The organism is Maribacter litopenaei, from assembly GCF_025244665.1.
Lineage (GTDB): Bacteria > Bacteroidota > Bacteroidia > Flavobacteriales > Flavobacteriaceae > Maribacter > Maribacter litopenaei.
This window is the reverse complement of the sequence record NZ_CP104205.1, coordinates 1,811,338-1,834,376: the sequence shown is the minus strand read 5'-3', so window position 1 is coordinate 1,834,376 and position 23,039 is coordinate 1,811,338. Positions and strand designations below refer to the sequence as shown.

The window sequence follows — 23,039 nt, the reverse complement described above, 5'->3', positions numbered from 1 at the left end:
GCATGGACAGGCTTGAATTTGTAGGAATTAAGGCTAACTTGTAGTAAGTACAATGATTAATTGATTTCCAATATGTGGCTTTCGAAAAAAATGGCGTTTTTTTTGTTGTTCCCATGCTCAATTCTGTTATCCCAAGAGAATAACGAGAGATTGGATAGCTTAAATCAACTCTTAAATCAGGCTGATAGTTATAAAGATAGTGTTGATGTACTATCTCAGCTGGCTGAATTTCACATGTATAATGATTCAAGAAAATCCATCTCTTTTGCTAATAAGATATCTACCATAAGTATACATAGCGATTATGGAGAAGGTATTTCCGATGGCTATTTTCTGAAGGCAAACGGCTTTGGAGCATTACAAATTATGGATAGCGCCTTGTTTTATTACCAAAAAGCCATTTCTGTGTCAAAAGAGTACTCCATTCAAAGGAATTTGGCTAGCTCAATGGCAAACATTTCAGTGATCGAAGGTCAGAACGGAAATTATACCAGGGCTATATTACTTATGGATACAGTGGCAACAATGAATTTGGAAGAAAGGGATTATCTTAACTATGGGGTGACTCTGAACAATAGGGCTTATCATTTTTACGAACAAGGTGATTTTGTAAATGCAATGAAAGGGTTTAAAAAGGCCCTTAGTGTTTTGGATACCATCCCTAGGGACATTTTTAGGCGTGCAGATGTATATAGGAATATAGCCAAACTCAATTATCAGGAAGAAGATTATGATGACGCACTGGATTACCTCCATAAAGCTAATACCATATATATAAAGGAAAGTGATTATTTATTTCAATCCTATGTATGGTCAGATATTGGAAACGTTTACTTAAATAGAAAGGATTATGACGAAGCCATTAAAAGCTATGAACAAAGTATTACAATATCTAATGCGCATGATTTTAATGAGTCGAAGGCACTGGCTTTGGGGAATTTAGCTATAGCATTGCGCGAAAAAGGTCAATATACCAACGCCTTAAAAGCTTTTGAAGAATCGGTAAAAGACATAGAGCACGATGAAAGTGTAGCTAATAAGGTTGTACATGAATATCATCCGGGATACACTTATGCATTGATGAGGGACCAAGAAAGAGCATTGTTACATTTGAATAGAGCCATTTATTGGGCAGATTCAGTAGGGCAAGCAAATGAATTAAAGAATGCACTCGGATTTCGGTCAAAATCTTATGCATTATGGGGAATGGACAAAAAAGCCCTAGACGATATACTGAAGATGAACCTTATTAAGGATAGTATTTTTAGTACCCAAAAGTCCGAGACAAATTGAACAGCTCCAAACACTTTATGAAACGGAAAAAAAAGAAACGGAAATTGCTCTACAGCAGGAAGAGATAAGCACATTGAACGAAAAGGCCAAGGTAGATAAATTGACCAAAGGACTATATGCGGTTGGTATGGCATCTGCCCTAGCCGTTTACGGGCTTTTGTTCTTTGGCTTTCGGCAACGAATGAAGAAAAATAGGACGGAAAGGGAAAAGCAGGAAGCTATTTACCAGCAGGAAATCGAGCACAAACAAAAGGAGCTTGCTAGCCGGACTTTACACTTGGTGCAAAAGAACACCTTTATCCAGGAACTCATGGAAAACTTGGAAAATATCAAGAATTCTCCGGAGAAGTTCAAGATGGAATTCAGGCGCATCGTCATGTTACTGAAGAAAGAAAATGCATCAGACAAGGATTGGGAGGTCTTTAAAAGTTACTTTGCCGATGTCCATAACGACTTTGATCAGAAGTTAAAGACGATTTACCCGGATATTTCAGAAAAGGAAATACGGTTGGCAGCCTTTCTTCGCATGAACCTTACTACCAAAGAGATTGCGGCCACCTTGAATGTCCTCCCGGATAGTATCTTAAAATCCAAGTATCGATTGAAAAAGAAATTGGGCTTGGATAAAGAGACCGATTTAACGCAATTTCTAAATACGTTATGAGACAGTTTTCATCTTTGGTTTATATTCTGTTTTGCACTGTTTGTATTGCACAACTGGATTCCTCCCAAACTCTATCAATAGAACGTCAAATCAAGGAATACTCAAAAAAATTTGATAGTCTATTCATCAAATCTCCGGAAAAAGCCTTTGACAGCATGAAAGAGGCTATGCGCTTGGCACAAAAAAGTGAACATCCCTACGCCCTGGCCGAAGCGAGCTTTCAGTATGGTCGTTATTATTTAGATAAAAGCATGAGTGACTCCGCGTCATATTACTTTAATACGGCTGATAAAAAATTTAGGGAGATGGACAGTCTTTTTAAACCGAAACTCATACAATATTATCTCGCGTCAGTTGAAAATTTAAGAGCCAATTATGCCGGCGCCTTAGAATTGATCGCCAAGAATCTTCTCTTAAAAGCCGATAATCGAAAAGACTCATTGTTGAAGCTGCGCTATATCAATTTGAATGCAACGGTATATTCGAATTTGGACGATCAAAAAAAAGTATTGAAGAAGGATTAAAGGCCCTAGAATTGGCTTTAGCCATGAAGGACAAACCAAGAGAGGCAGCAGCTTTAAAGGCTTTGGGAAGTAGTTATCACTATGCCTCTAATCATGAGCGAGCACTCGAATATAAAAAAAGAGCACTAAATGCCTATGAAGACCTCAACGATATGCCCATGGTGGGAGTCATGTTGAACAATATTGGCAATGGGGTTTCAGTGATGGGTGACGAAAAAGGAGCTATCCCATATTTTGAAAAAAGCCTTAAGATATCGGAGGATTTTGAAAACCACAATATGATCGCAATTACAAGCTTCTGTCTTGGAAGAAGCTATGTGCGTTTGGGGCAACCGGAAAAAGGCGTACCCTATTTTAATAGGTCATTGAAGATATCTAAAAACATTACCAAGGCTCCTAAAACAGAAATGTGGGCTCTAAACGGTCCGGGTAATGCCTACAATAAAATGAAACTTCCTAAAATGGCCATTCCACTACTAGATCGAACCATAAAAATTTCGGATTCCATCAATAGAAAAGCCGATAAAGCCGTTGCATTCGATTATCGTGCCACTTCCTATGAACTTAGTGGAAATTTCGAAAAGGCGCTTCAGGATTCACGGATGTTCAAATTGGTCTCTGATTCCATAGCAGCTTTGGAGCGGCTTGATGAGATCGAACGTTTGGCCGTTGCCTATGAAACCGAAAAAAGGAAGCCGAAATCCTCCTGCAGCAAGAGGAAATCAAAACATTGAGCGAAAAAGCAAAAGTTGACAAACTCACCAAGGGCCTTTATGCAGGAGGCATGTTCTCTGCTCTAGCCCTCTTTGGACTTTCTGTTTTTGGCTATCGCCAACGTATTAAAAAGAACCGCATTGCTCGGGAAAAACAGGAGGCCATTTACCAACAGGAAATAGAACACAAGCAAAAGGAGCTTACAAGCCGAGACCCTGCACTTGGTGCAAAAGAATACCTTTATCCAGGAACTCATGGAAAACTTGGAAAATATTAAGAATTCTCCGGAGAAATTCAAGATGGAGTTTAGGCGTATTGTAATGTTGTTGAAGAAGGAAAATGCATCGGACAAAGACTGGGAAGTCTTTAAAAGCTATTTTGCGGAGGTGCACAACGATTTTGACCAAAAGATAAAGACCATCTATCCTGATATATCAGAAAAGGAAATCCGATTGGCCGCATTTCTTAGAATGAACCTTACCACCAAGGAAATTGCGGCTACCCTTAATGTATTGCCGAGATAGTATTTTGAAATCTAAATACAGGTTAAAAAAGAAACTGGGTTTGGACAAGGAAACAGATTTGAACCAATTCTTAAATACCCTATGAAAAAGCTTTTGCAATCACTTCTAATCATTCCTTTACTTGGTTTTACCCAAGAATTTCGACAGGATAGTATTATTGTTTTTCTGCAAGGCACTTATACAATTGAACAGAAGTTGGATACCTTAACCAAGTTGTATGATAAGACCATTTATAGCAACCCTAAAATGGCCCTATGGTATGCCCAAAAACGACTAAATATCGCCAATTCCAATAATTTAAAGAATGAGGTCATGGAATCCTTTCATCTAATGGGTGCAAATCACAATTATTTGGGCAATATGGACTCCTCAATATACTATCATACTAAAACAAAAGAACTAGCAATTGAACTTAAGGATGATAGAACCTTGGCAGTAGCACTTTCTGATATCGGTAATCATTACGGCCTACTGGGAGAATATGACAAATCCTTTGAAACATACGAACAGGCAATAGAACTTTTCAAAAAAATTGAGGATTTTATAAAATATGGTGTTACAATAGGTCATTTGGGAACAATACATATGACTAAAGGCAACAATAACATTGCTCAACTAAAATTTTCGGAGGCCCTGCAAATTTTAGATACACTAGAAACAAAACCTTACATGGAAGCTGATATTTTGCGAAAAATTGGCCATATACAGTATAATCTCCAAAATTATCGGGAATCCATTGAATACTATGAAAAGGCTCTTAAGGTGTATCTCGAGACGAATGATAATGTTTTTGCGGCTGAGACTTATATTGATATCGGCGCTTCCAATTTGGACATGGGTAATGTAATAGAAGCCATTGAAAATTTTAAAAGCGGTATTCAAATAAGCGAAAAATATAATTTAGAAGGTACGGCGGCTATCGGTTATACCAATTTGGGAGGTGCCTATATTAAAACTGAGGAATATTCTCTTGCAGAGGAATTTTTAGATAAAAGCTATGAATTTCATAAAAATAAAGGCTTTATAAACAATAGGGTGCAAGTTTTACAAAATAAAGCTGAATTATTCAAGGCTACAGGAGATTTCGCCAATAGCATGTCATCGATAAATGCTGCACTGCAAATCGCTGATTCTGTCAAGTCATTGGATTACCAATCCAACCTTCGCCTTTTATAGTCCGAATTATATGAAGTTCTAAATAATCAATCGGCAGCCCTAAAGGATAGAAAATTATATGAAAGTTATAGGGACAGCATCTATAATCTTAAAAAGACAAATCAGATTGAAGAACTAAAGACCATATATGAAACTGAAAAAAAAGTAGCCGAAATCACCCTACAAAAGGAAGAAATCAAAACCTTAAATGCCCAATCCAAAGCGGACCAGCTTCAAAAGGGACTTTATGCTGGAGGTATGGCCTCTGCCCTAGCCGTTTCCGGGCTTTTGTTCTTTGGCTTTCGGCAACGGATAAAGAAAAATCGAATTGCTAGGGAAAAACAGGAAGCCATTTATCAGCAGGAAATCGAGCACAAACAAAAGGAGCTGGCCAGCCGGACCCTACATCCGGTGCAAAAAAATACCTTTATCCAGGAACTTATGGAAAACTTAGAAAATATAAAGAATTCTCCGGAGAAGTTTAAAATGGAATTCAGGCGCATCGTAATGTTGCTGAAAAAGGAAAATGCATCAGACAAGGATTGGGAGGTCTTTAAAAGCTATTTCGCTGATGTCCATAACGACTTTGATCAAAAACTAAAGACCATTTATCCGGAAATATCCGAAAAGGAAATACGCTTGGCGGCCTTCCTACGAATGAACCTCACCACTAAGGAAATTGCAGCTACCTTAAATGTGCTTCCTGATAGTATCCTAAAATCTAAATACCGTTTGAAAAAGAAATTGGGACTGGACAAAGAAACAGATCTGAACCAATTTTTGAATACTTTATAACTATTAACAAGGCTGCAGTATCTTTGTGTTGTGGGTGCGACTAAAAAAATTATTCTATTCGACGGAGTTTGCAATGTCTGCAACGGATTTGTGCAATTTGTCATAAAAAGGGACCGCAAGAATATTTTCCAATTTGCTTCTCTTCAGAGTGATATTGGCAAAAAACTACTTCAGGAAAGAAATATAGATTTTAAAAGCATAGATTCCGTCATTTTAATTGATCTAGGCGTGGCCTATTATATCAAGTCTGATGCTGCATTGGAAATTGGCCAGCAACTTAAAGGCTATCGAACTCTTTCAAAATTTTTACAATTGATTCCTAGTAAGTTACGAAATATCGTATATGATTTTATAGCCCGAAATCGATACGCATGGTTCGGTAAAAGAAAGGATTGCATGATCCCTACCCCTGAGATTAAATCAAAATTTCTTTAATAGATTCGAATGGATTAACAACCAAAGCTTACAAGTCACTCTTTTTTGAAAAAATATAAGACCTTGGAGTTATGGATGATAAAATTGTAAAAGCGGCACGAACTGGTTTTGCCGCTAAAGGTATAGTGTATTTGGTAACAGGAGTATTGGCCTTTTTGACCGCTTTTAATCTCGGAGGTCAAAAAGCGGGAAAGTTAGAGGTAATAGATTTTTTGGAGAGACAACCCTTTGGGAAGTTTATTTTGGTTGCTTTGGGTGTTGGTCTGTGTTGTTATGCTTTGTGGCGATTTATACAAAGCGTACAAGACCCGTAAAATATAGGTACTGATGGTAAAGGCACCATAAAACGTATTAGTTTCTTCATTAGCGGCCTAATTTACATGGGGCTAGGTTTTTTCTCCATTTTAAACGCATTTTCCCGGACAGGAAACGGAGGTGGAAATAAAACGTCCATCATTCCATCGGAATACCAACAATATATATTTATTGCTATAGGGATTTGCTTAGCGGGAAAAAGTATTTACCAATTCATTAAGGCTTACAAGGGTACCTTTATCTCGAAATTTAATCTAAAGGCCATGTCCGATACTACAAAGAGGAATTTTATAAAAAATATGGGGTATGCTGGTCTTACTTCACGTGGTATTTTGGTCGGTATTATTGCTTATTTCTTTATCATGGCTGGTTTTTCGTTTGGAGGAGGAAATACAGATCAAATGAAAGGCACGGCAAATGCCTTTTCGTTTTTACAGGAAAACTCTTCCGGACCTTGGCTAATGGGGATTGTTGCTGCCGGGTTAGCCTGTTATGGTATTTATATGTTCACTATGGCGAAGTATCGTTCTTTTGGATAACGGAAAAGATCAAGAAACAATACGATTATAAAAGGATTACTTAAGGTTATTCAAAATAAAATCCAAAGTTTTATTTTCGTTTTTATTGGTGTTGTAGGCTAGATTGTCAAATGTGTTGGCAACCGCCAAACCTTTTTGGAGTAAATGCTCTATAAACTCTTCGGAATCCAATGACACTTTGCCCGAAAGAAGTACATCCATTGACTTTCCTTGTAAATAGCGCTTGTATATCTTGCGAAGGCCACTTAAATATAGACGGTCTTTTGTAAACCCTCCTCCCCTATGTGCTCTTAGTGTAATGGAAAAGGCTGAATCCCTATTTAACTTGTACTGGGAATGAATTAAATCAAAGGTGTCGGCAAAGCTATAACCCTTTATCAGACTATCCGAAGCCAATACTCTATGGGACAACTCCTTTAGTCTTTTTAAGGTCAGGGCACCACTGGTATACTCGCTAAAAACAGCCAGCCCCTCTTGGGTTTCCACATTTTTTGGAAATCCATTGGAAAATATCTTTAACGGCTGCTTTTCTGCATTATACGTGGTAACGAGGTGCACCCCTATTTCATGATTGGCCAGGGTCAGTAATTGGTTTTTACTGAATTTGGTGTTCCTTTTAATGAAAAGTGTCTTCGTGGCATTGCTTACCATGGCATCAGCGGCAATACTTGTAGAATATTTGATATTTAACGGAAAATCATATTGACGTGCGAAGTTTTCAAAGTATTCCTTGGCATCCTCAGGAGTATAAATCTTTTCCATATCCGCAGTTGCCTCCTCATCAGCAAAATGTAAGATATACTTTGCGTTTTCTACGTCCTTTTCGGTTGGGGATCCGTATACCCTAAGAGAGTTATAATGAAACCTATTTTTTTGTCCAATACTTTCTATACATTGGACCATATTGGAATAATAATAAATAATTTCTTGATAGGCTGCTTTCAACTTTTCGTCCCTTATGCGTTCCAACCGCTGGGAAAAGAACATGCGGTGTAGTTTGTAAGGGTCGAATTTTAATTTTGGATATCTAAATTCAGGATTCTGAGTATACTTTGATGAAAAAAAGGCCTGTTTCTCCTTTTCGCCGTTTAATGGGTTAACGTAACTTAGAAGTTCAATGCCTTTTATCAGGCGATTGAGGTTACCATCAATTTGAAAAACATAGGGATACTCTTTTCTGAGCTCCATAGCATCTTTACCATTTTCCATATTTAAAAACGGAAATCTTCTTATTTAACCTCTTCATAATGATCATCCCAATTCTTGACCTTAGGCTTGCCTAACTTACCAACCGATTTTGCTACCATCATGGCAACAGTGGCATCACCGGTAACGTTCACTACCGTGCGGCACATGTCCAATGGTCTGTCTACAGCAAAAATCAGCGCTAAACCAATGGCTAGCTTGTCCTGTGGGAAACCAATGGATTCCAATACTATTACAAGCATGACCATTCCCGCTCCAGGAACTGCTGCGGATCCGATAGAAGCCAATAATGCGGTCAACACAATGGTCAATTGGTTCGCCAAGGTTAGGTCAAAAGCCAAGGCCTGCGCAATGAATACGGCCGCAACGCCCTGATATAAACTGGTGCCGTCCATATTTATAGTAGCACCTACTGGCAAGACAAAACTGGACACCTCCTTGTCAACGCCAATGTGCTCCTCTACCCTTTCCATAGTTACAGGCAACGTGGCGGCACTTGAGCTCGTGGAAAAGGCCAACAATTGAGCCGGACTCATTTTACTTAGGAAAGTTAATGGATTGTATCGAGTGAAGGAGGATACGATCAAGGAATAAAAAACAATCATTAGTGCCAATCCTAAAACTACTACTCCACTGTATTTCAATAGTGCCAGTAAAAGTTCCGGGTCACTAGAAGAAACTACTACTCCCGCCAATAAAGCAAAAACGGCGTAAGGAGCTGTCAACATGATCAGATCTACCATTTTTAAAACAACTTCATTGAGGGAATCAAAAAACTTTTTTAATGGTTTTGCGTCCTTTTCACCTATCAAAAGCATAGAAATCCCCAAGAATATGGCAAAAAATATCACCTGAAGCATTAAACTATTATTGGTCATGGCCGACAGGGCATTATCGGGAACCATATCTTCTAAAAACTGGAGGGATCCAGCACCTTTTTGCCGAGAAGCTTCCTCCATTTTAGAGGTCACACCGCTATCACCAGCATAGGTATCCGTTAATTTGGTAATGGTTTCCTGGGAGATACCTTCCCCAGGTTGAATTATATTGACCAACACCAACCCTATGGTAATGGCAACTATAGTAGTGGCAATGTAAATTATGATGGTCCGTAATCCAATATTTCTAAACTTAGAAATATCCTTTAAATCGGAAATACCCTTAATCAAGGAGGCCAAAATGAGGGGTATGGCTATTAACTTTAAAAGTTTTACGAAAATGGTTCCAAAGGGCTGTATCCAATCACCGACGAAATCTTTACCCCAATCCACTTGGGTCATCAAAAAACCAAAAAGAATGCCCAAAAGCATTCCAATTAAAATTTGCCAGTGCAACTCCAGTTTACGCATATACTAATGTTTTGGCTCAAGATACCAAATAGAATGCATATGCGCTACACCCCTATAGGTTAAATTTTATTTGTTCCGGACAACAACATAAAATCCGCTAGTACAAGGGCGGTCATAGCCTCAACAATGGGAACGGCCCTTGGCACCACACAGGGATCGTGCCTTCCCTTTCCTTGGGTCGTTACCTTATTTCCGCATTTATCAATGGTCTCATATCCCTGGATAACCGTTGCTACGGGTTTAAAAGCGACATTAAAGTAGATATCCATTCCATTGCTGATACCACCCTGCACACCTCCACTATGGTTAGTTTTTGTAGAACCATCCGTGTTGAATGGATCGTTATGCGCACTGCCTTTCATGGCCACTCCTTCGAAGCCACTACCATATTCAAAACCCTTTACTGCATTGATGGACAGCATAGCCTTCCCTAATTCTGCATGAAGTTTATCGAAAACGGGCTCTCCAAGACCCACGGGAACATTTTTGGCCACGCAAGTAATAACGCCTCCAATGGTATCCCCATCTTTTTTGATTGCCTTGATATATTCCTCCATTTTTTTGGCCATTTGTGGATCGGGACAACGAACGATGTTCTCTTCCGCAGTATTGAGGTCCAATTCCAAATAGCTTTTATCCAATTTCATTTCACCAACTTGAGAAACGAAGGCATTGATTTGTATACCCTTTAAAAACTGCTTGGCTATGGCCCCTGCCACTACTCTACTGGCCGTTTCCCTTGCTGAACTTCTACCTCCGCCCCGGTAATCCCTAAACCCATATTTTTGGTCGTAGACATAATCCGCATGGGAAGGTCTATACGAATCTTTGATGTGACCATAGTCTTGGGATTTCCGGTTGGTGTTATGAATGGCGAAACCAATTGGTGTGCCTGTGGTCTTACCTTCGAACACCCCGGAGTAGATTTCAACTTCATCCTGTTCCTTTCTTTGGGTCACTATAGCGGACTGACCAGGTTTTCTCCTGTCCAGGTCTTTCTGAATCAATTCTAGATTTAAAGGGATACCTGCCGGACAGCCATCCAACACACCCCCAATGGCCCTACCATGTGATTCACCAAAAGTTGTTACCCTAAATATGTTTCCAAAGGAATTGCCAGCCATAATCGTTTTTGAAAATTGATACCTGCAAAGGTAATTTTTAAAAGCCTTATGGAAAAATATACAACCTTCTTAAACTTAAATTAACCTTGCTTTTTATCTGATAATAATAATTTAACCATATCCTTATCAATTGATGATATGGCTGTTACACTTCTTAGATACCATTAGGTTTAATTTTGTTGAAATTTTAGGTATGAAAAAGAGGAAACTGGAAATAGCGGTCATTTCCGATATTCATTTAGGCACTTATGATACCTATGCCGACGAACTTTTGGCCTACTTGTGCAGTATACAGCCTAAAATCCTCATTTTAAATGGGGATATAATCGATATATGGCAATTCAAGAAAAGTTACTTTCCAACTTCCCATTTAAACGTGGTCAAAAAAATCGTCTCCATGGCCTCCAAGGGTACGGAAGTCCACTACATCATGGGAAACCATGATGAGACCCCCAAGACCTTGGCTAATATTTCCTTGGGAAATATTAAATTTTCACGCAAGTTGGTATTGAACCTTAATGGAAAAAAAATGTGGTTCTTTCATGGGGATGTTTTTGATATTCCTTGGATTAATGGTAGATGGTTGGCCCAACTGGGTAGTCTTGGTTTCGGTATTTTGGTACATCTCAACAAATTGAACAATTGGTTTTTAAAAAGGCTTAAGAAAGAAAAATATTCGCTGGCAAAAAAAATCAAACAAAACGAAAAAAAGTCTGATAGGTATATTTCAACTTTTGAGGAAACCGTGATAGATGTGGCCATACAAAATCGATTTGATTTTGTTATCTGTGGGCATATACACAAACCCAAGAAAGAATATATAGAAAAACGAAGCGGCAAGGTAACGTATTTGAATTCCGGTGATTGGGTAGAAAACCTCACGGCACTGGAATACTCCCTAAAACGATGGAAGATGTATTATTATAAAAACGATAAGCTTTCACCCTTTTTTATAGATGAAGCCTTAAAGGAAATGAACCTTGACCAACTTATCGCTTCCATTGAACTCAAAGAGAAAGATAAGAAAGATACCTCCTTTTAATTCTCTATTATTTTAATGCCTTTGCTAGTATACTTACTGGGTGCTGGGCAACCCTCTTGGTGCCATCAAATATCTGGTGCCTACAACTAGTACCATTGGCTGCTATTATGGTTTCCGGACCGGTATTGTTGATGGCCGGAAACAATTTTAGCCCTCCGACCTTCATACTTGTTTCATAATGTTCCTTTTCGTAACCAAACGAGCCCGCCATACCACAACATCCGAAGGGATGATCGTGACCTTGTAGTTTTTTGGCAAGTTTAGGATGTCAAAAGTGATTTTCTGATTGCTCAAGGCCTTTTGATGACAATGATTATGGATTTTAATTTCCGAAGAATCCTCCGTAAACAAAGAAGGCTCCAACTTTCCTTCTTGGATTTCCTTTGCTAAAAACTCTTCGATTAAAAAACTGTTGTTTGCAATGGCTGTTGCAACTTCATGATTCTTGTTCAAACGTTTATACTCATCCCTAAAAGGATAATATGGCTGAAGGTTCCGGACCTAGAACGGGCCATCCTTTTGATGCAAAGTCATACAGCTTCTCAGAATTACTCTCTACCAATCGCTTTGCCTGTTTTAAAAATCCCTTGGAAAGAAATGTGCGTCCACTTTCTGCATAAAACAAATCCACCTCATAGCCCAAACCAAGTAATAAATCAATAGCGTCCTTCCCAACCTCAATATCCAAATACTTCGTAAACTCGTCAATATACAGAACTACTTTTGTTCTTGGTTTATGTTCTTCTTTTCTAGATTCTTGAAGGTATTTATCGAAATTAAAACTGTAAACCTTAGGCAAGTTTCTTTCTTGGGCGACACCCGAAGCTTTTTTCAATAACCCGCTTAACATTTTTGAGTCGTACACTGCATTGGTGAGCCCGTAAACCTTACTGCCCAATTTGTTCAAAGCTGTATTGTAGGCAAACAGTTTTCCACGCAATGGGTATCCGTTGGATTCCTGGTATTGGTACAAAAATTCGGCCTTTAGTGTGGCTACATCCACATTGCTTGGACATTCGCTTGCGCATGCTTTGCAACTCAAGCATAAATCAAAGACTTCCTTTAACTCTTTGCGGTCAAAAGCATTGGGTTTATCCGGGTTCGTTAGAAACTCCCTAAGGGCATTAGCCCTGCCCCTGGTCGTATCCTTTTCGTTCTTGGTAACGTGGTAACTGGGGCACATTGCCCCGTTCATGAGATGCGTTTTTCTGCAATCTCCGCTTCCATTGCATTTTTCGGCAGCCTTGAGAATCCCCTCGCTATCCGAAAAATCCATTAAAGTTTCAATTTGTGGTTCCTTTCTATCAATTTCATATCGAAAGGATTCATCCATTGGGTAGGCATCTACGATCTTGCCCGGATTAAAAATATTAAGAGGGTCAAAATAGGATTTTACCCGTTTTAACAGATCGTAGTTTTTTTGACCAATCATTAGGGGCAAAAACTCTGCCCTTACGATTCCGTCACCGTGCTCACCGCTAAAAGAACCTTTGTATTTTTTGGTCAGTTTTGCAACATCCGTGGTAATCTCTCTAAACAACTTTACATCGGTGGATTTTTTCAGGTTGAGTATGGGCCTTAAATGAAGTTCTCCCGCACCAGCGTGTGCATAGTATACCGCACTTTGCCCATAGCCTTTCATAATTTGCGTAAATTCCCCAATAAAATCCTTTAAGTCTTCAACCGCCACCGCTGTATCCTCGATACAGGCTACCGCCTTCATATCACCTACGATGTTGCCTAAAAGCCCAAGCCCTGCCTTTCTTAATTCTATGGCCTTGTTGATGTTTTCCCCTATTAAAACGGGATTGGCGTAGCTTAAACCCGATTTTTCAATTGTGGACATCAGTTTTTTGACCTCTGTGTCCAGCGCCTGTTCGTCATCGGCACTTACTTGCAGCATCAATAATGCGGCCGGGTCTCCCTCTACAAAAAACCTATTGGCTAATTGTGATCTATTGTTCTTGGTACAGTCCAAAATTACCTTATCCATCATCTCACAGAGATACAGTGAATGCTGCATTACGGGAACTACATCTAAAAGACAATCTTCCAGGGTGTGATAATGTGTCACCACCATTGCAGAAAGCTTAGGTGGTAAATCATCCAATTGCAGGGTAATTTCTGTGGTAAATGCCAGTGTTCCTTCGCTTCCACATAGTAGTTCCCCAAGGTTTAGGGTTGGTTCCTTGCCGCCAAATAATTCGGACTTCAAAAGTTCATCTACCGCATAACCCGTATTCCTCCGATGTATGGAGGGTTTTGGAAATTCTTCAACTATCTCGTTTATTATTTCCTCTTGAATCAGTTCTTTAGATAAGTTTTTGTAAATAAAAGCTTCAAGGGAGTCGGATTTTCGTATTTCAGTTATTTCTGATTCCGTTCGTGCCTTAAACTCGGCTTCACTACCATCTGAAAGAATCGTTTTTAAGGAAACCACTTTGTCCCGTGTAACTCCATATTGAATAGAAGTAGTGCCCGAGGAATTGTTACCGACCATACCTCCTATCATACATCTATTGGAAGTCGAAGTATTCGGATCAAAAAAAAGACCTAATGGTTTTAAATAAAGATTTAGCTCGTCCCTAATTACTCCTGGTTGCACCGTTACTTGTTTCCTTTCTTGGTCCAAATCTAAAATTTGTGTGAAATGTCTAGAAACATCCACGACTATCCCGTCGCCCACACATTGTCCGGCAAGAGATGTACCGGCTGTCCTTGGAATAAGTCCTATTTTATGCTCCCTTGCAAAGGCGATCAATTTTTTTATATCATCCTTGGTTTCAGGAAAAGCTACCGCCAAAGGTAACTTTCGGTAAACAGAGGCGTCCGTTGCATATAAGGATTTATAAAGGCCATCTATTTTTAATTCGCCCTGTAATTCTTCTTTTAAATGAGATAATAATAAATTCAAGTTAGCACAATTTTGACCGCTAAATTAAGTTTTATTGTGTGAGCAACATAAACAAGGATGTTGCTTTTTGTTATTAATTTAAAAACTAGAATACATGAGAATTTTAAAACTTTTATCCTTTTTTCTGTTTTTGGGAACCATCACCATGAGTGCCCAAGAAATTTCTGATCATGCAATAGGCCTCCGTTTAGGGGATAGTGACGGTTTCGGAGCGGAAATATCCTATCAAAAATCTATTGGCAGAAGCAACAGGGCCGAGTTTGACCTTGGTTGGAGAGACAGTAGAAACTTTGATGCTTTTAAGTTGGCCGGACTTTATCAATGGGTAAGACCTATTGAAGGAGGATTTAATTGGTATTTCGGTGTCGGTGGCGGAGTTGGTAGTGTCGACTTCAACAATGCTCCGGGTTTCGATGATGACGGTGGTGTTTTTGTTTTTGCCGCAGGAGATATAGGGGTTGAATACAAGTTCGATATACCTTTATTACTTTCCTTGGATTTTAGACCAGAGCTTGGAGTAGCTGGATATGATGGTTTCTCCGATAATTTTGACTTTGATATAGGTTTGGGTGTTAGGTACACCTTTTAAATCAGAACTGTAAATCATATACTTTGGCCCTTCAACAAAATGTTGAGGGGCCTTTTTTTATACTATGGGATAATAGTACCTTTGCTTCTTATTAAAAAGAAGATATGAGATATTCATTATTGATTATGGTGGGCGCCCTGACACTGTTCAGCTGTAACCAATCAAAAGATGGTTACACTATCAATGGTTCCTTAAGAGGTGATTTAGAAGACGGAACACAGGTATTCCTAAAAACCATTGGTGAAGGAAACCAACCTGTCGAAGTAGATACAACCACTATAAAAGAGGGTAAATTTGAATTTACCGGCGTATCTGAAACACCTGAATTGTATTACATATTTGTGGACAAGGCAAAGGGTTATACGGCCGTTATTCTAGAAAATGGGGATATTGATTTTGAGGCTTCCATAGATAGTCTTGGTTTTGCCGAAATTGGTGGAACACCTCAAAACGATTATTTCTCCAATTATATGGAGGAGTCCCGAAAAATATCGCTTCAGGCGAAATCCATCCAAGAGGATTTACAGCGAGCCACAACTTCCGGTGGATCTCCGGAGAATATTGCCGCTTTGCGGGACGAGATGCAGGAGTTGACCGAAGAATATCAAGGGTTCGAGACTAAATTTGTCGAGGAAAATCCAAATGCTTTGATTTCCGCCTTATTATTGGAAAGAGCGATTAGTACCAAAACGTTGGGGACTTCCGAAGCACAAAAACTATATGATGCATTTTCTCCCGAAATTAAGCAGTCAAAACCTGGCCAAAGAATAATGGACTTGATTGAAAGGCTTAAAAAGGCCGAGGAATCGGAGAAAAACACTTCTATTGGCGCTACTGCTCCCAACTTTTCAGGTCCAAACCCAAATGGAGAAACCTTGGAACTAAAAAATTTGTTGGGCAAAGCTACACTTGTGGATTTCACGGGCTGCTTGGTGCAGACCTTGCAGGGCAGAAAACCCAAATATCGTTTCAGTGTATGAAAAATATCATGACAAAGGGTTGAACATTGTTGGTGTTTCCTTGGATAGAACGGAGGATGCTTGGAAGAAAGCCATCGAAGACGATGGATTGGAATGGAACCACATCTCCAATATTGCCTATTTTGATGATGCAATTGCCAAATTATATAATGTAGATGCTATACCAGCGGCATTTTTATTGGATGAAAACGGAATCATCGTAGCAAAAAACCTAAGAGGCCCTGCTTTGGAACAAAAAGTTGCTGAACTATTGAACTAATATTGTAAGGTTTGATAAAACAAAAAAGACCAAACAAATTAAGTTTGGCCTTTTTTATTTATTCTTTCTCTTTAGAATTTATCCTTTACATCCAAGAAGGTTCCCGTAACAGTTGCATTTCCACTTTTATTTACGGATCCAAAAATATTCGCCATAGAATTGTTACCTAAAAATTCTACAGTTGCTCCATCCTCTATATTTAAATCTCCATAGATTGTCAAATTTCCTTCTATTCTTAGAGTAGCCCCAGCTTTTACAGTTACATCACCCCTTCCGGAGTTTCGGCGACGGCAAAGTTACCGTTCATTTCGAACAATGCATTTTCATGTACGATAACCTCGTTCCTAACGGTCCAAGAACCACATAGCAGTAAGGAACCATATACATCAAAGTCATAGAAACGCTTAGAACCAGTATAGCTTTCATTGGAACCGGATGTAATATTTAAGTTTGCGCTTCCGGAGTATCTTAATAAATCCGAACAACGGGCTATTAGGCTTTCATTGGGCCTATTCAATTTTATGATCTGTAGACCCTCCAAACCTGAAGCCGCAAAAATATAATCATCCTTAGATGCCACAAAATTTATGGAACCTTCCAATTGAATGATACCCACCAAACTGGTATCGGCGTTTTCTTGATCTTCAGATAGGCATAAACCCGCACCTCCATTCGCCATTAACAGTACATTCTCATTGGTGGCCACGGCGTTGGTTACTACGTCAGCATCGTCCACTGTGGCTGGGTCTAACAATATGGGAACATATTCCACAAAGTCACCCGTACTTCCATTATATACCCCAGCCCCCTTTGAACCTTCTGATACAATGATATTTTGACCATAAAAGTCTAGGATCCTTTTGGTATTCACGCCAAAATCTGAGTCTATAGCGATATCTTTAACTGTATTCAGGTTTTGGTCTAAAATAGAAACCCCTGCACTAGCATCCAACACCGCAATATTAGTTTCATTTGCGGCAACCGCCCTTAAGTCGGCATACGGAGCTTCTACAACGGTACTTAAATCAGTTTTGTTATAAACACGTACAAAACCTTCTTGACCACTGGTTACGATTACTTTATCCGATACTACTTCTACATCTGTGGCATTGTATCCATCCTGGAAACCATAGGTAATACCTGCATCCAAATCAAAACTACCGCCGGAAACCAAAATTTTGGCCACAAATGAATTGGCTGTTGCAGTGACCGAAAGTTCGGAATCTACACCACCCGCCAAAAAAACGTAACCACCATCGTAGGCCGGAGCGTTTATATCTGCATTGGTGTAATATAACCTTGAAGTAACCCTTGGGTTTCTTGGATTCTTCACATTTATAATATCCACAGCACCCACAAAACTTGCATCAACCGTGTTGTAGGAGACATAAGCATAATCCCCAGCAACCACAACATGCGATGCGGTAAGGTTCTCTCCTCCTTGAAAAGAAGGAACATCTACTTGAGCCACTAATGTTAATGGATAGTCACCTGCGGGTTGTGCTTTACCGCTTGAGGCATATTTACCAGTAATGGTTGCCTCATCCGGAATATCGAGAACACCGGCTTTGTCATATACAATACTGTTTTCAAGAATAGTTCCGTTGGACTCCAACCTTAAATTCTCCTTGTTATTTGGATCCTCATAAACGGTTGTTTCATCGCTACACGAAAAAAATAAGGTAATCATGGTAGCAATTAAAAGGGGGTATCTTTTTGTCATCTTTTAAGATTTGATTTGTTATTCGGTCACTCATGAACGAACCAAATCCCAAAGACATATATATAGATAGGTTTTTTCGACGAACTGCAAGAAAAAATCTACACCAAGTTCAATATTGTAAGAATAATATTACTTAATTCAATTTTCCCATTTTCGCCAGCATAAAAAGTAGAATGATGGGAATCGCCAGTAAAATGACCATTAGCGAGTCTGTTCTTAAAAGACTTGGCATAAAAATAAGAGTGGTTAGATAACCTCCAATAGCCCCTCCGAAATGCGCTGTATGGCCAATATTGCCCAAACGACTTTTCATTCCATAAATGGAATAAAGAAGATACCCTATACCCAAAACATAGGCTGGAAGAGGAATAGGTATGAACATAAGAGCCAATTGCATATCTGGTTGAAGTAAAATGGCTGCATACAATATTCCTGTTACCGCACCACTGGCGCCCACGGCACTGTAATAGGGTTCATCCTTATGGAAGAACAAGGCCAAAAGACTTCCCGCCAACAGACTGATGAAGTATAGAATGATGAATTTACCTTGGCCAAACCAGTTGATGACTACATTGGCAAAGAAATACAGGGTGAACATGTTAAAAAACAAATGGGCAATGTCCACATGGAGAAAGCCGAGAGGTGACCATTCTTTCCTTTTGACCACTTTTAATAGCCCCAATGCTAAATTTATAACGGTCAAAGAAATATGTATCATTAAAGCCCTTAAAGGAAACAATAATGTTGGCGGCCAAAACGGCTATGGTGGCAATGTCCAAGTTGTACATGTAATTTCATTATTAATGCTTTCAAATATAGCTATATTTGTCCAGTATAAAAGAAGGCATGCAACTACTGGTTTTTATTTTGGCCTATCCTTTTTTATGGATAATTTCCATTTTGCCACATCGACTTTTTTATGGCTTTTCGGACTTTGTATTTTTTCTAGTTTACAGGGTGATAGGATACCGACGTACCGTGGTTCAAGAAAATCTAAAGCTAGTATTCCCTACAAAAAACTCGAAAGAGATATATTCCATTGAGAAGAAATTCTACCGCCACATGTGCGATATGTTCTTGGAGATGGTCAAAAGCATGAATTTGACAAAAGACCAGATAAAAAGAAAATTTAAGGTTCTTAATATTGAGGTAATAAATGAGCTGGAAAAGAGGCGTAGTATTCTTGTCGTTTGTTCTCATTACGCCAATTGGGAATGGGACGTGAGTATGAACAATTATATCGAAGCAAAAGGGTATGCTGTATACCAAAAGATTGGCAACAAGTATTTTGATCGATTCATAAAACGTGTTCGTGAAAAATGGAATACCACTCTAATTACACAACAGCAGACCGTTAAAACGGTTATAAGAAATCAAAGGGATGGCGTAACAGGTGTCATTGGAATGGTCAGTGACCAATCGCCACAGGCACATAAAGCCCAATATTGGTCTGAGTTTATGGGTGTTAAAGTTCCTGTTTTCAATGGAGCCGAAACTATGGCCGGAAAATTAGGATTGGCAGTGGTGTTCCTAAAGGTTAGTAAGGTCAAACGTGGTCATTACCAAGCTGAATTTATTCCCATAACAGAAAACGGAAAAAATACGGTGGAAAACGAAATCACAGAGACATTCCTAAGGTTGACTGAACAACAGATAAAGGAGCGCCCGGAACATTATTTATGAATCCATAAAAGATGGAAGCACAGAGACAAAACACCAGCGTCATTTGCCAAGGTCTCATAACTATTCTCACTTTGGATAATATAACCGTCTACATTTCAATATTTTAAAATCTAATATTTATTGATATTTTAGTTGAATACTAAAATCACATGGAAATCTTAGATACGCTTTACAATGAAATCATAGGGTTTTTGGGTATTTCCCAGGCTTGGGAAATCATTAAATCTGGGGACTATAGTTCCTTCAGAACTTTTAAGGGTATACAAAGCCTCATATTTCCGATTATTCCCCTATTGGTGTTGTTGGAATTCATTCTTGGACTTGTGTACAAAAAGCCCCAAACCAAGGTCTACAAGGTAAATTTTCTCATTTATGTATTTAATCGGTTTGTAGGTCGTTTTATAGCCATAGCCATGGTAACCCTCTGTATCGGATGGTTTGAGCCATATGCCATAATCAAAACCGGTCCACGTGGTATTGGTTTATTTATGCTTATATAATCCGGGAATTTGGACACTTTATTTATCATTATTTTGGACATAAGGTGCGGTTGTTTTGGTGTCTGCATTCCACCCATCACGCTCCTGAAAACATGAACCTTTCCGTTACCTATGCCCACTTTTTCTTGGAAGCTCCCTATGCCGATACCATTAGAACTACGGTTTGTATTTTATTAGGGGTGGAACCTGCCATGTTATTTTTAATCATGTTTATTGATGGTACCTACGGTGCATTTATCCATGTAGGTGAAAATATGATCAAGGATGCTAGATTTGGATTTTTGAACAAAATAATGCTCACACCATCGCATCATAGGGTGCATCATGCTAGAAATCCACTTTACATGGATACAAATTTCTGTAACCTTTTAAATATCCGGGATAGGGTTTTCGGTACCTATCAAGAAGAACAACCCGATACTAAACCGGAGTATGGCATCACCCGGGAAGTAAACAGTGGTAACTTTGTTGACGTTTATTTTGGTGAAATCATCGCTCTTGCAAAGGATGTCATCCGTGCCCCAGGTATCAAAAACAAGTTGGCGTATATTTTTATGCCCCCAGGATGGAGCCACACTGGGGAACATAAAACATCTAAAATTGTACGCACGAATTATTTGGCTGGAAAGTCTTAAATACCGGCTACTTCTTTTATTTCGCCAATGATTCTGTCTGCCAATGCATCCGCTTTTTGCTGACTTTTCGCCTCTGTGTAAATCCTAATTATGGGTTCTGTGTTTGATTTTCGCAAGTGTACCCAATTTTCAGGAAAATCTATTTTCACCCCATCAATAGTGGAAATATCCTCATTTTTGTATTTATCGGCCATAGCACTTAAAATTCCATCTACATCCAATCCCGGAGTGAGCTCAATTTTCTTTTTGCTCATAAAATAACTGGGGTAACTCGCTCTAAGTTCTGCTACGGTACCTCCTTTTTCGGCCATTAGCATTAAAAACAGAGCTGTACCTACCAAGGCATCCCTACCATAATGACTTTACGGGTAAATGATTCCTCCGTTTCCTTCACCACCAATTATGGCGTTGTTCGCCTTCATTTTCGTTACTACGTTGACCTCTCCCACCGCAGCGGCCTCATAAGTCCCCCCATGCTTTTCGGTAATATCCCTCAAGGCCCTTGAAGAGGACAAATTGGATACCGTATTCCCTTTGGTCTTGCCTAGGACATAATCCGCACAGGCCACCAAAGTATACTCCTCGCCGAACATTTCGCCATCATTACTTATAAACGCCAGTCGGTCTACATCAGGGTGCACAACAATACCAAAATCGGCTTCTTCCTCAACCACTAATTTGCAGATGTCTCCTAAATGCTCCTTAAGAGGTTCCGGGTTATGTGGAAAATGACCTGTTGGGTCACAATACAATTTTATTACTTCCACTCCCAGTTCCTTTAATAGTTTTGGGATGGCTACACCACCAGTGGAATTGACACCGTCTACCACTACTTTGAATTTGGCCTTTCTAATCACATCGGCATCAACTAAAGAAAGGTTAAGCACTTCATCAATATGAATATCGATATAGCTGTCATTTTTTGTGATTTCGCCCAAATTATCCACTTCCGAGAAATCAAAATCTTCCTGTTCGGCTATCTCCAAAATTTTGGCACCTTGGGCTGCATCCAAAAACTCTCCTCTTTCGTTCAATAATTTCAGGGCATTCCATTGTTTTGGGTTATGACTTGCCGTCAGGATAATCCCTCCATCGGCATTTTCCAATGGTACTGCGACCTCTACGGTTGGGGTGGTTGACAAGTCCAAATCTATGACATCGATTCCAAGTCCAACAAGGGTGGACACCACCAAGTTTTGAATCATTTCTCCGGAAAGACGAGCATCGCGGCCTATCACAACCTTCAATTTTTCCTTATTGGTATAGTCCTTTAACCATATACCATATGAAGCGGCAAATTTGACAGCGTCGATAGGTGTTAGGTTGTCTCCTGGTTTCCCGCCAATGGTACCTCGTATTCCTGAAATAGATTTGATCAGTGTCATAAATTGATGTAAGTTTTTGCAAATATAAAGGGTTAGGGTTACTTGAAAGTTCTTCAATTCGTAAATTCGACTTTTAAAGCAAAAATCAGGTTCAATGAACTTCTTAGCCCATATCTATCTTTCATTTAATGATCCCGAAATTACCATCGGTAATTTTATAGCGGATAGCATACGGGGTAATAAGTTTCAACATTTGCCCCATAGGATACAGCAAGGTATTTTACTGCATCGCTTTATTGATACCTATACGGATTCCCATAAAATACCTAAAGTGAGTAGTAAAAGGCTCCACAAGAATTATAGTCATTACAGTAGAGTAATCGTGGATATTTTTTACGACCATTTTTTAGCTAAAAATTGGGCCTTGTATTCCGATGTATCCTTGGAATTGTTCGTGGAAAACTTTTATGATCATTTGGAAGATTATTACCATTTTCTACCGGACGGCACTAAGCATATGATGCCCTATATGGTTGCCGACAATTGGCTCCTCAATTACTCCAAAATGGATGGCATTGCCAAAGTTTTAAATGGTATGAACCGTAGGATCCGTAATAAATCCAAGATGAATTTTGCGATTTTGGACCTGGAGGAACACTATGATGATTTCGAGGAAGAGTTTACCCACTTTTTTGAGGAATTGGTTATCTTTTCCAAACAGAAATACAATTCTTTAAAGCCTCTGTAAAACC

Annotated in this window: 24 protein-coding genes and 3 pseudogenes; 19 read left to right on the top strand and 8 right to left on the bottom strand. The window is 39.2% G+C overall.

Annotated elements, in window-relative coordinates; genetic code table 11:
- Positions 1–90 precede the first annotated feature (90 nt).
- From NYZ99_RS09825 to NYZ99_RS09775, 11 genes are all read left to right on the top strand, one after another.
- Positions 91–1,293: a tetratricopeptide repeat protein gene (locus NYZ99_RS09825; protein ID WP_260575089.1), complete on the top strand. Its 1,203-nt coding sequence runs from the start codon at positions 91–93 to the stop codon at positions 1,291–1,293.
- A gap of 73 nt (positions 1,294–1,366) precedes the next feature.
- Positions 1,367–1,957, top strand: a complete 591-nt coding sequence (locus NYZ99_RS09820) for a helix-turn-helix transcriptional regulator (protein WP_260575088.1) — start codon at positions 1,367–1,369, stop codon at positions 1,955–1,957.
- The gene (locus NYZ99_RS09815) at positions 1,954–2,481 is read left to right on the top strand and encodes a hypothetical protein (protein ID WP_260575087.1); all 528 of its coding nucleotides are present in this window, start codon (positions 1,954–1,956) and stop codon (positions 2,479–2,481) included. Before NYZ99_RS09820 ends, NYZ99_RS09815 begins: the two co-directional genes overlap by 4 nt.
- An 11-nt stretch (positions 2,482–2,492) precedes the next feature.
- Positions 2,493–3,215: a tetratricopeptide repeat protein gene (locus NYZ99_RS09810; protein WP_260575086.1), complete on the top strand. Its 723-nt coding sequence runs from the start codon at positions 2,493–2,495 to the stop codon at positions 3,213–3,215.
- A complete protein-coding gene (locus tag NYZ99_RS09805; RefSeq protein ID WP_260575085.1) occupies positions 3,212–3,472 on the top strand; it encodes a hypothetical protein in 261 nt (86 codons plus the stop codon). Before NYZ99_RS09810 ends, NYZ99_RS09805 begins: the two co-directional genes overlap by 4 nt.
- Positions 3,450–3,719: a hypothetical protein gene (locus NYZ99_RS09800; protein WP_260575084.1), complete on the top strand. Its 270-nt coding sequence runs from the start codon at positions 3,450–3,452 to the stop codon at positions 3,717–3,719. The genes NYZ99_RS09805 and NYZ99_RS09800 overlap by 23 nt, the downstream gene beginning before the upstream one ends.
- Positions 3,720–3,800: 81 nt before the next feature.
- Complete coding sequence (locus tag NYZ99_RS09795; protein ID WP_260575083.1) at positions 3,801–4,895, top strand: tetratricopeptide repeat protein; 1,095 nt, start codon at positions 3,801–3,803, stop codon at positions 4,893–4,895.
- Between the two features lie 237 nt (positions 4,896–5,132).
- The gene (locus NYZ99_RS09790; protein ID WP_260575082.1) at positions 5,133–5,669 is read left to right on the top strand and encodes a helix-turn-helix transcriptional regulator; all 537 of its coding nucleotides are present in this window, start codon (positions 5,133–5,135) and stop codon (positions 5,667–5,669) included.
- A gap of 30 nt (positions 5,670–5,699) precedes the next feature.
- Positions 5,700–6,104: a thiol-disulfide oxidoreductase DCC family protein gene (locus NYZ99_RS09785; RefSeq protein ID WP_260575081.1), complete on the top strand. Its 405-nt coding sequence runs from the start codon at positions 5,700–5,702 to the stop codon at positions 6,102–6,104.
- A 71-nt stretch (positions 6,105–6,175) separates the two neighbouring features.
- Complete coding sequence (locus tag NYZ99_RS09780; RefSeq protein ID WP_260575080.1) at positions 6,176–6,418, top strand: DUF1206 domain-containing protein; 243 nt, start codon at positions 6,176–6,178, stop codon at positions 6,416–6,418.
- Positions 6,419–6,484: 66 nt separating this feature from the next.
- Positions 6,485–6,958, top strand: a complete 474-nt coding sequence (locus tag NYZ99_RS09775) for a DUF1206 domain-containing protein (protein ID WP_260575079.1) — start codon at positions 6,485–6,487, stop codon at positions 6,956–6,958.
- A 36-nt stretch (positions 6,959–6,994) separates the two neighbouring features.
- On the opposite strand, the gene NYZ99_RS09770 is transcribed toward NYZ99_RS09775, so the two are convergent.
- The 3 genes from NYZ99_RS09770 to aroC are packed head-to-tail and all read right to left on the bottom strand — an operon-like array spanning position 6,995 to position 10,637.
- Positions 6,995–8,167, bottom strand: a complete 1,173-nt coding sequence (locus NYZ99_RS09770; RefSeq protein WP_260575078.1) for a peptidase MATCAP family protein — start codon at positions 8,165–8,167, stop codon at positions 6,995–6,997.
- 20 nt (positions 8,168–8,187) lie between these two features.
- Complete coding sequence (locus NYZ99_RS09765) at positions 8,188–9,513, bottom strand: dicarboxylate/amino acid:cation symporter (RefSeq protein WP_260575077.1); 1,326 nt, start codon at positions 9,511–9,513, stop codon at positions 8,188–8,190.
- A 59-nt stretch (positions 9,514–9,572) separates the two neighbouring features.
- A complete protein-coding gene (gene aroC, locus NYZ99_RS09760) occupies positions 9,573–10,637 on the bottom strand; it encodes a chorismate synthase (RefSeq protein ID WP_260575076.1) in 1,065 nt (354 codons plus the stop codon).
- 193 nt (positions 10,638–10,830) lie between these two features.
- Here aroC and NYZ99_RS09755 point away from each other — a divergent pair, with 193 nt between their 5' ends.
- Positions 10,831–11,679 carry a UDP-2,3-diacylglucosamine diphosphatase gene (locus NYZ99_RS09755; protein ID WP_260575075.1) on the top strand — a complete coding sequence of 283 codons (849 nt, stop codon included), beginning with the start codon at positions 10,831–10,833 and terminating at the stop codon, positions 11,677–11,679.
- 7 nt (positions 11,680–11,686) lie between these two features.
- Here the strand turns inward: NYZ99_RS09755 and NYZ99_RS09750 are convergent.
- Positions 11,687–14,593 (bottom strand): annotated as a pseudogene (locus tag NYZ99_RS09750) (FAD-binding and (Fe-S)-binding domain-containing protein).
- A 94-nt stretch (positions 14,594–14,687) separates the two neighbouring features.
- Between NYZ99_RS09750 and NYZ99_RS09745 the strand changes: the two are divergent.
- The 3 genes from NYZ99_RS09745 (at position 14,688) to NYZ99_RS09735 (ending at position 16,421) form a co-directional block, all read left to right on the top strand.
- Positions 14,688–15,182, top strand: coding sequence for a hypothetical protein (locus NYZ99_RS09745; protein ID WP_260575074.1), 495 nt, complete (start codon positions 14,688–14,690; stop codon positions 15,180–15,182).
- 104 nt (positions 15,183–15,286) lie between these two features.
- Complete coding sequence (locus tag NYZ99_RS09740) at positions 15,287–16,162, top strand: DUF4369 domain-containing protein (protein WP_260575073.1); 876 nt, start codon at positions 15,287–15,289, stop codon at positions 16,160–16,162.
- Complete coding sequence (locus tag NYZ99_RS09735; RefSeq protein WP_260575072.1) at positions 16,155–16,421, top strand: peroxiredoxin family protein; 267 nt, start codon at positions 16,155–16,157, stop codon at positions 16,419–16,421. Before NYZ99_RS09740 ends, NYZ99_RS09735 begins: the two co-directional genes overlap by 8 nt.
- A 71-nt stretch (positions 16,422–16,492) precedes the next feature.
- Here NYZ99_RS09735 and NYZ99_RS09730 read toward each other — a convergent pair whose 3' ends face one another.
- The 3 genes and pseudogenes from NYZ99_RS09730 to NYZ99_RS09720 form a co-directional block, all read right to left on the bottom strand.
- On the bottom strand, positions 16,493–16,642 hold the full coding sequence (locus NYZ99_RS09730; protein ID WP_260575071.1) for a hypothetical protein: 150 nt from the start codon (positions 16,640–16,642) through the stop codon (positions 16,493–16,495).
- A gap of 38 nt (positions 16,643–16,680) precedes the next feature.
- Positions 16,681–18,144 carry an LVIVD repeat-containing protein gene (locus NYZ99_RS09725; protein WP_260575070.1) on the bottom strand — a complete coding sequence of 488 codons (1,464 nt, stop codon included), beginning with the start codon at positions 18,142–18,144 and terminating at the stop codon, positions 16,681–16,683.
- A gap of 133 nt (positions 18,145–18,277) precedes the next feature.
- Positions 18,278–18,932, bottom strand: a pseudogene (locus tag NYZ99_RS09720) (rhomboid family intramembrane serine protease).
- A 37-nt stretch (positions 18,933–18,969) separates the two neighbouring features.
- Here NYZ99_RS09720 and NYZ99_RS09715 point away from each other — a divergent pair.
- From NYZ99_RS09715 to NYZ99_RS09705, 3 genes are all read left to right on the top strand, one after another.
- Complete coding sequence (locus NYZ99_RS09715) at positions 18,970–19,827, top strand: lysophospholipid acyltransferase family protein (protein ID WP_338039418.1); 858 nt, start codon at positions 18,970–18,972, stop codon at positions 19,825–19,827.
- Positions 19,828–19,976: 149 nt separating this feature from the next.
- Complete coding sequence (locus NYZ99_RS09710) at positions 19,977–20,327, top strand: hypothetical protein (RefSeq protein WP_260575069.1); 351 nt, start codon at positions 19,977–19,979, stop codon at positions 20,325–20,327.
- A 44-nt stretch (positions 20,328–20,371) separates the two neighbouring features.
- On the top strand, positions 20,372–20,962 hold the full coding sequence (locus NYZ99_RS09705; protein ID WP_260575068.1) for a sterol desaturase family protein: 591 nt from the start codon (positions 20,372–20,374) through the stop codon (positions 20,960–20,962).
- Here the strand turns inward: NYZ99_RS09705 and glmM are convergent.
- Positions 20,959–22,347: pseudogene (gene glmM, locus NYZ99_RS09700) on the bottom strand (phosphoglucosamine mutase). The gene NYZ99_RS09705 and the pseudogene glmM sit on opposite strands and share 4 nt — an antisense overlap.
- Positions 22,348–22,441: 94 nt before the next feature.
- Here glmM and NYZ99_RS09695 point away from each other — a divergent pair.
- Positions 22,442–23,035: an acyl carrier protein phosphodiesterase gene (locus tag NYZ99_RS09695; RefSeq protein WP_260575067.1), complete on the top strand. Its 594-nt coding sequence runs from the start codon at positions 22,442–22,444 to the stop codon at positions 23,033–23,035.
- The last annotated feature ends 4 nt before the right edge of the window (positions 23,036–23,039 follow it).

Coding starts and splice junctions, on each gene's coding strand:
- aroC (WP_260575076.1), bottom strand. CDS start 10,637: ATGGCTGGCAATTCCTTTGGAAACATATTTAGGGTAACAACTTTTGGT.
- NYZ99_RS09695 (WP_260575067.1), top strand. CDS start 22,442: ATGAACTTCTTAGCCCATATCTATCTTTCATTTAATGATCCCGAAATT.
- NYZ99_RS09800 (WP_260575084.1), top strand. CDS start 3,450: ATGGAAAACTTGGAAAATATTAAGAATTCTCCGGAGAAATTCAAGATG.
- NYZ99_RS09795 (WP_260575083.1), top strand. CDS start 3,801: ATGAAAAAGCTTTTGCAATCACTTCTAATCATTCCTTTACTTGGTTTT.
- NYZ99_RS09740 (WP_260575073.1), top strand. CDS start 15,287: ATGAGATATTCATTATTGATTATGGTGGGCGCCCTGACACTGTTCAGC.
- NYZ99_RS09755 (WP_260575075.1), top strand. CDS start 10,831: ATGAAAAAGAGGAAACTGGAAATAGCGGTCATTTCCGATATTCATTTA.
- NYZ99_RS09775 (WP_260575079.1), top strand. CDS start 6,485: ATGGGGCTAGGTTTTTTCTCCATTTTAAACGCATTTTCCCGGACAGGA.
- NYZ99_RS09745 (WP_260575074.1), top strand. CDS start 14,688: ATGAGAATTTTAAAACTTTTATCCTTTTTTCTGTTTTTGGGAACCATC.
- NYZ99_RS09765 (WP_260575077.1), bottom strand. CDS start 9,513: ATGCGTAAACTGGAGTTGCACTGGCAAATTTTAATTGGAATGCTTTTG.
- NYZ99_RS09710 (WP_260575069.1), top strand. CDS start 19,977: ATGGAAATCTTAGATACGCTTTACAATGAAATCATAGGGTTTTTGGGT.
- NYZ99_RS09790 (WP_260575082.1), top strand. CDS start 5,133: ATGGCCTCTGCCCTAGCCGTTTCCGGGCTTTTGTTCTTTGGCTTTCGG.
- NYZ99_RS09780 (WP_260575080.1), top strand. CDS start 6,176: ATGGATGATAAAATTGTAAAAGCGGCACGAACTGGTTTTGCCGCTAAA.
- NYZ99_RS09825 (WP_260575089.1), top strand. CDS start 91: ATGGCGTTTTTTTTGTTGTTCCCATGCTCAATTCTGTTATCCCAAGAG.
- NYZ99_RS09725 (WP_260575070.1), bottom strand. CDS start 18,144: ATGACAAAAAGATACCCCCTTTTAATTGCTACCATGATTACCTTATTT.
- NYZ99_RS09770 (WP_260575078.1), bottom strand. CDS start 8,167: ATGGAAAATGGTAAAGATGCTATGGAGCTCAGAAAAGAGTATCCCTAT.
- NYZ99_RS09815 (WP_260575087.1), top strand. CDS start 1,954: ATGAGACAGTTTTCATCTTTGGTTTATATTCTGTTTTGCACTGTTTGT.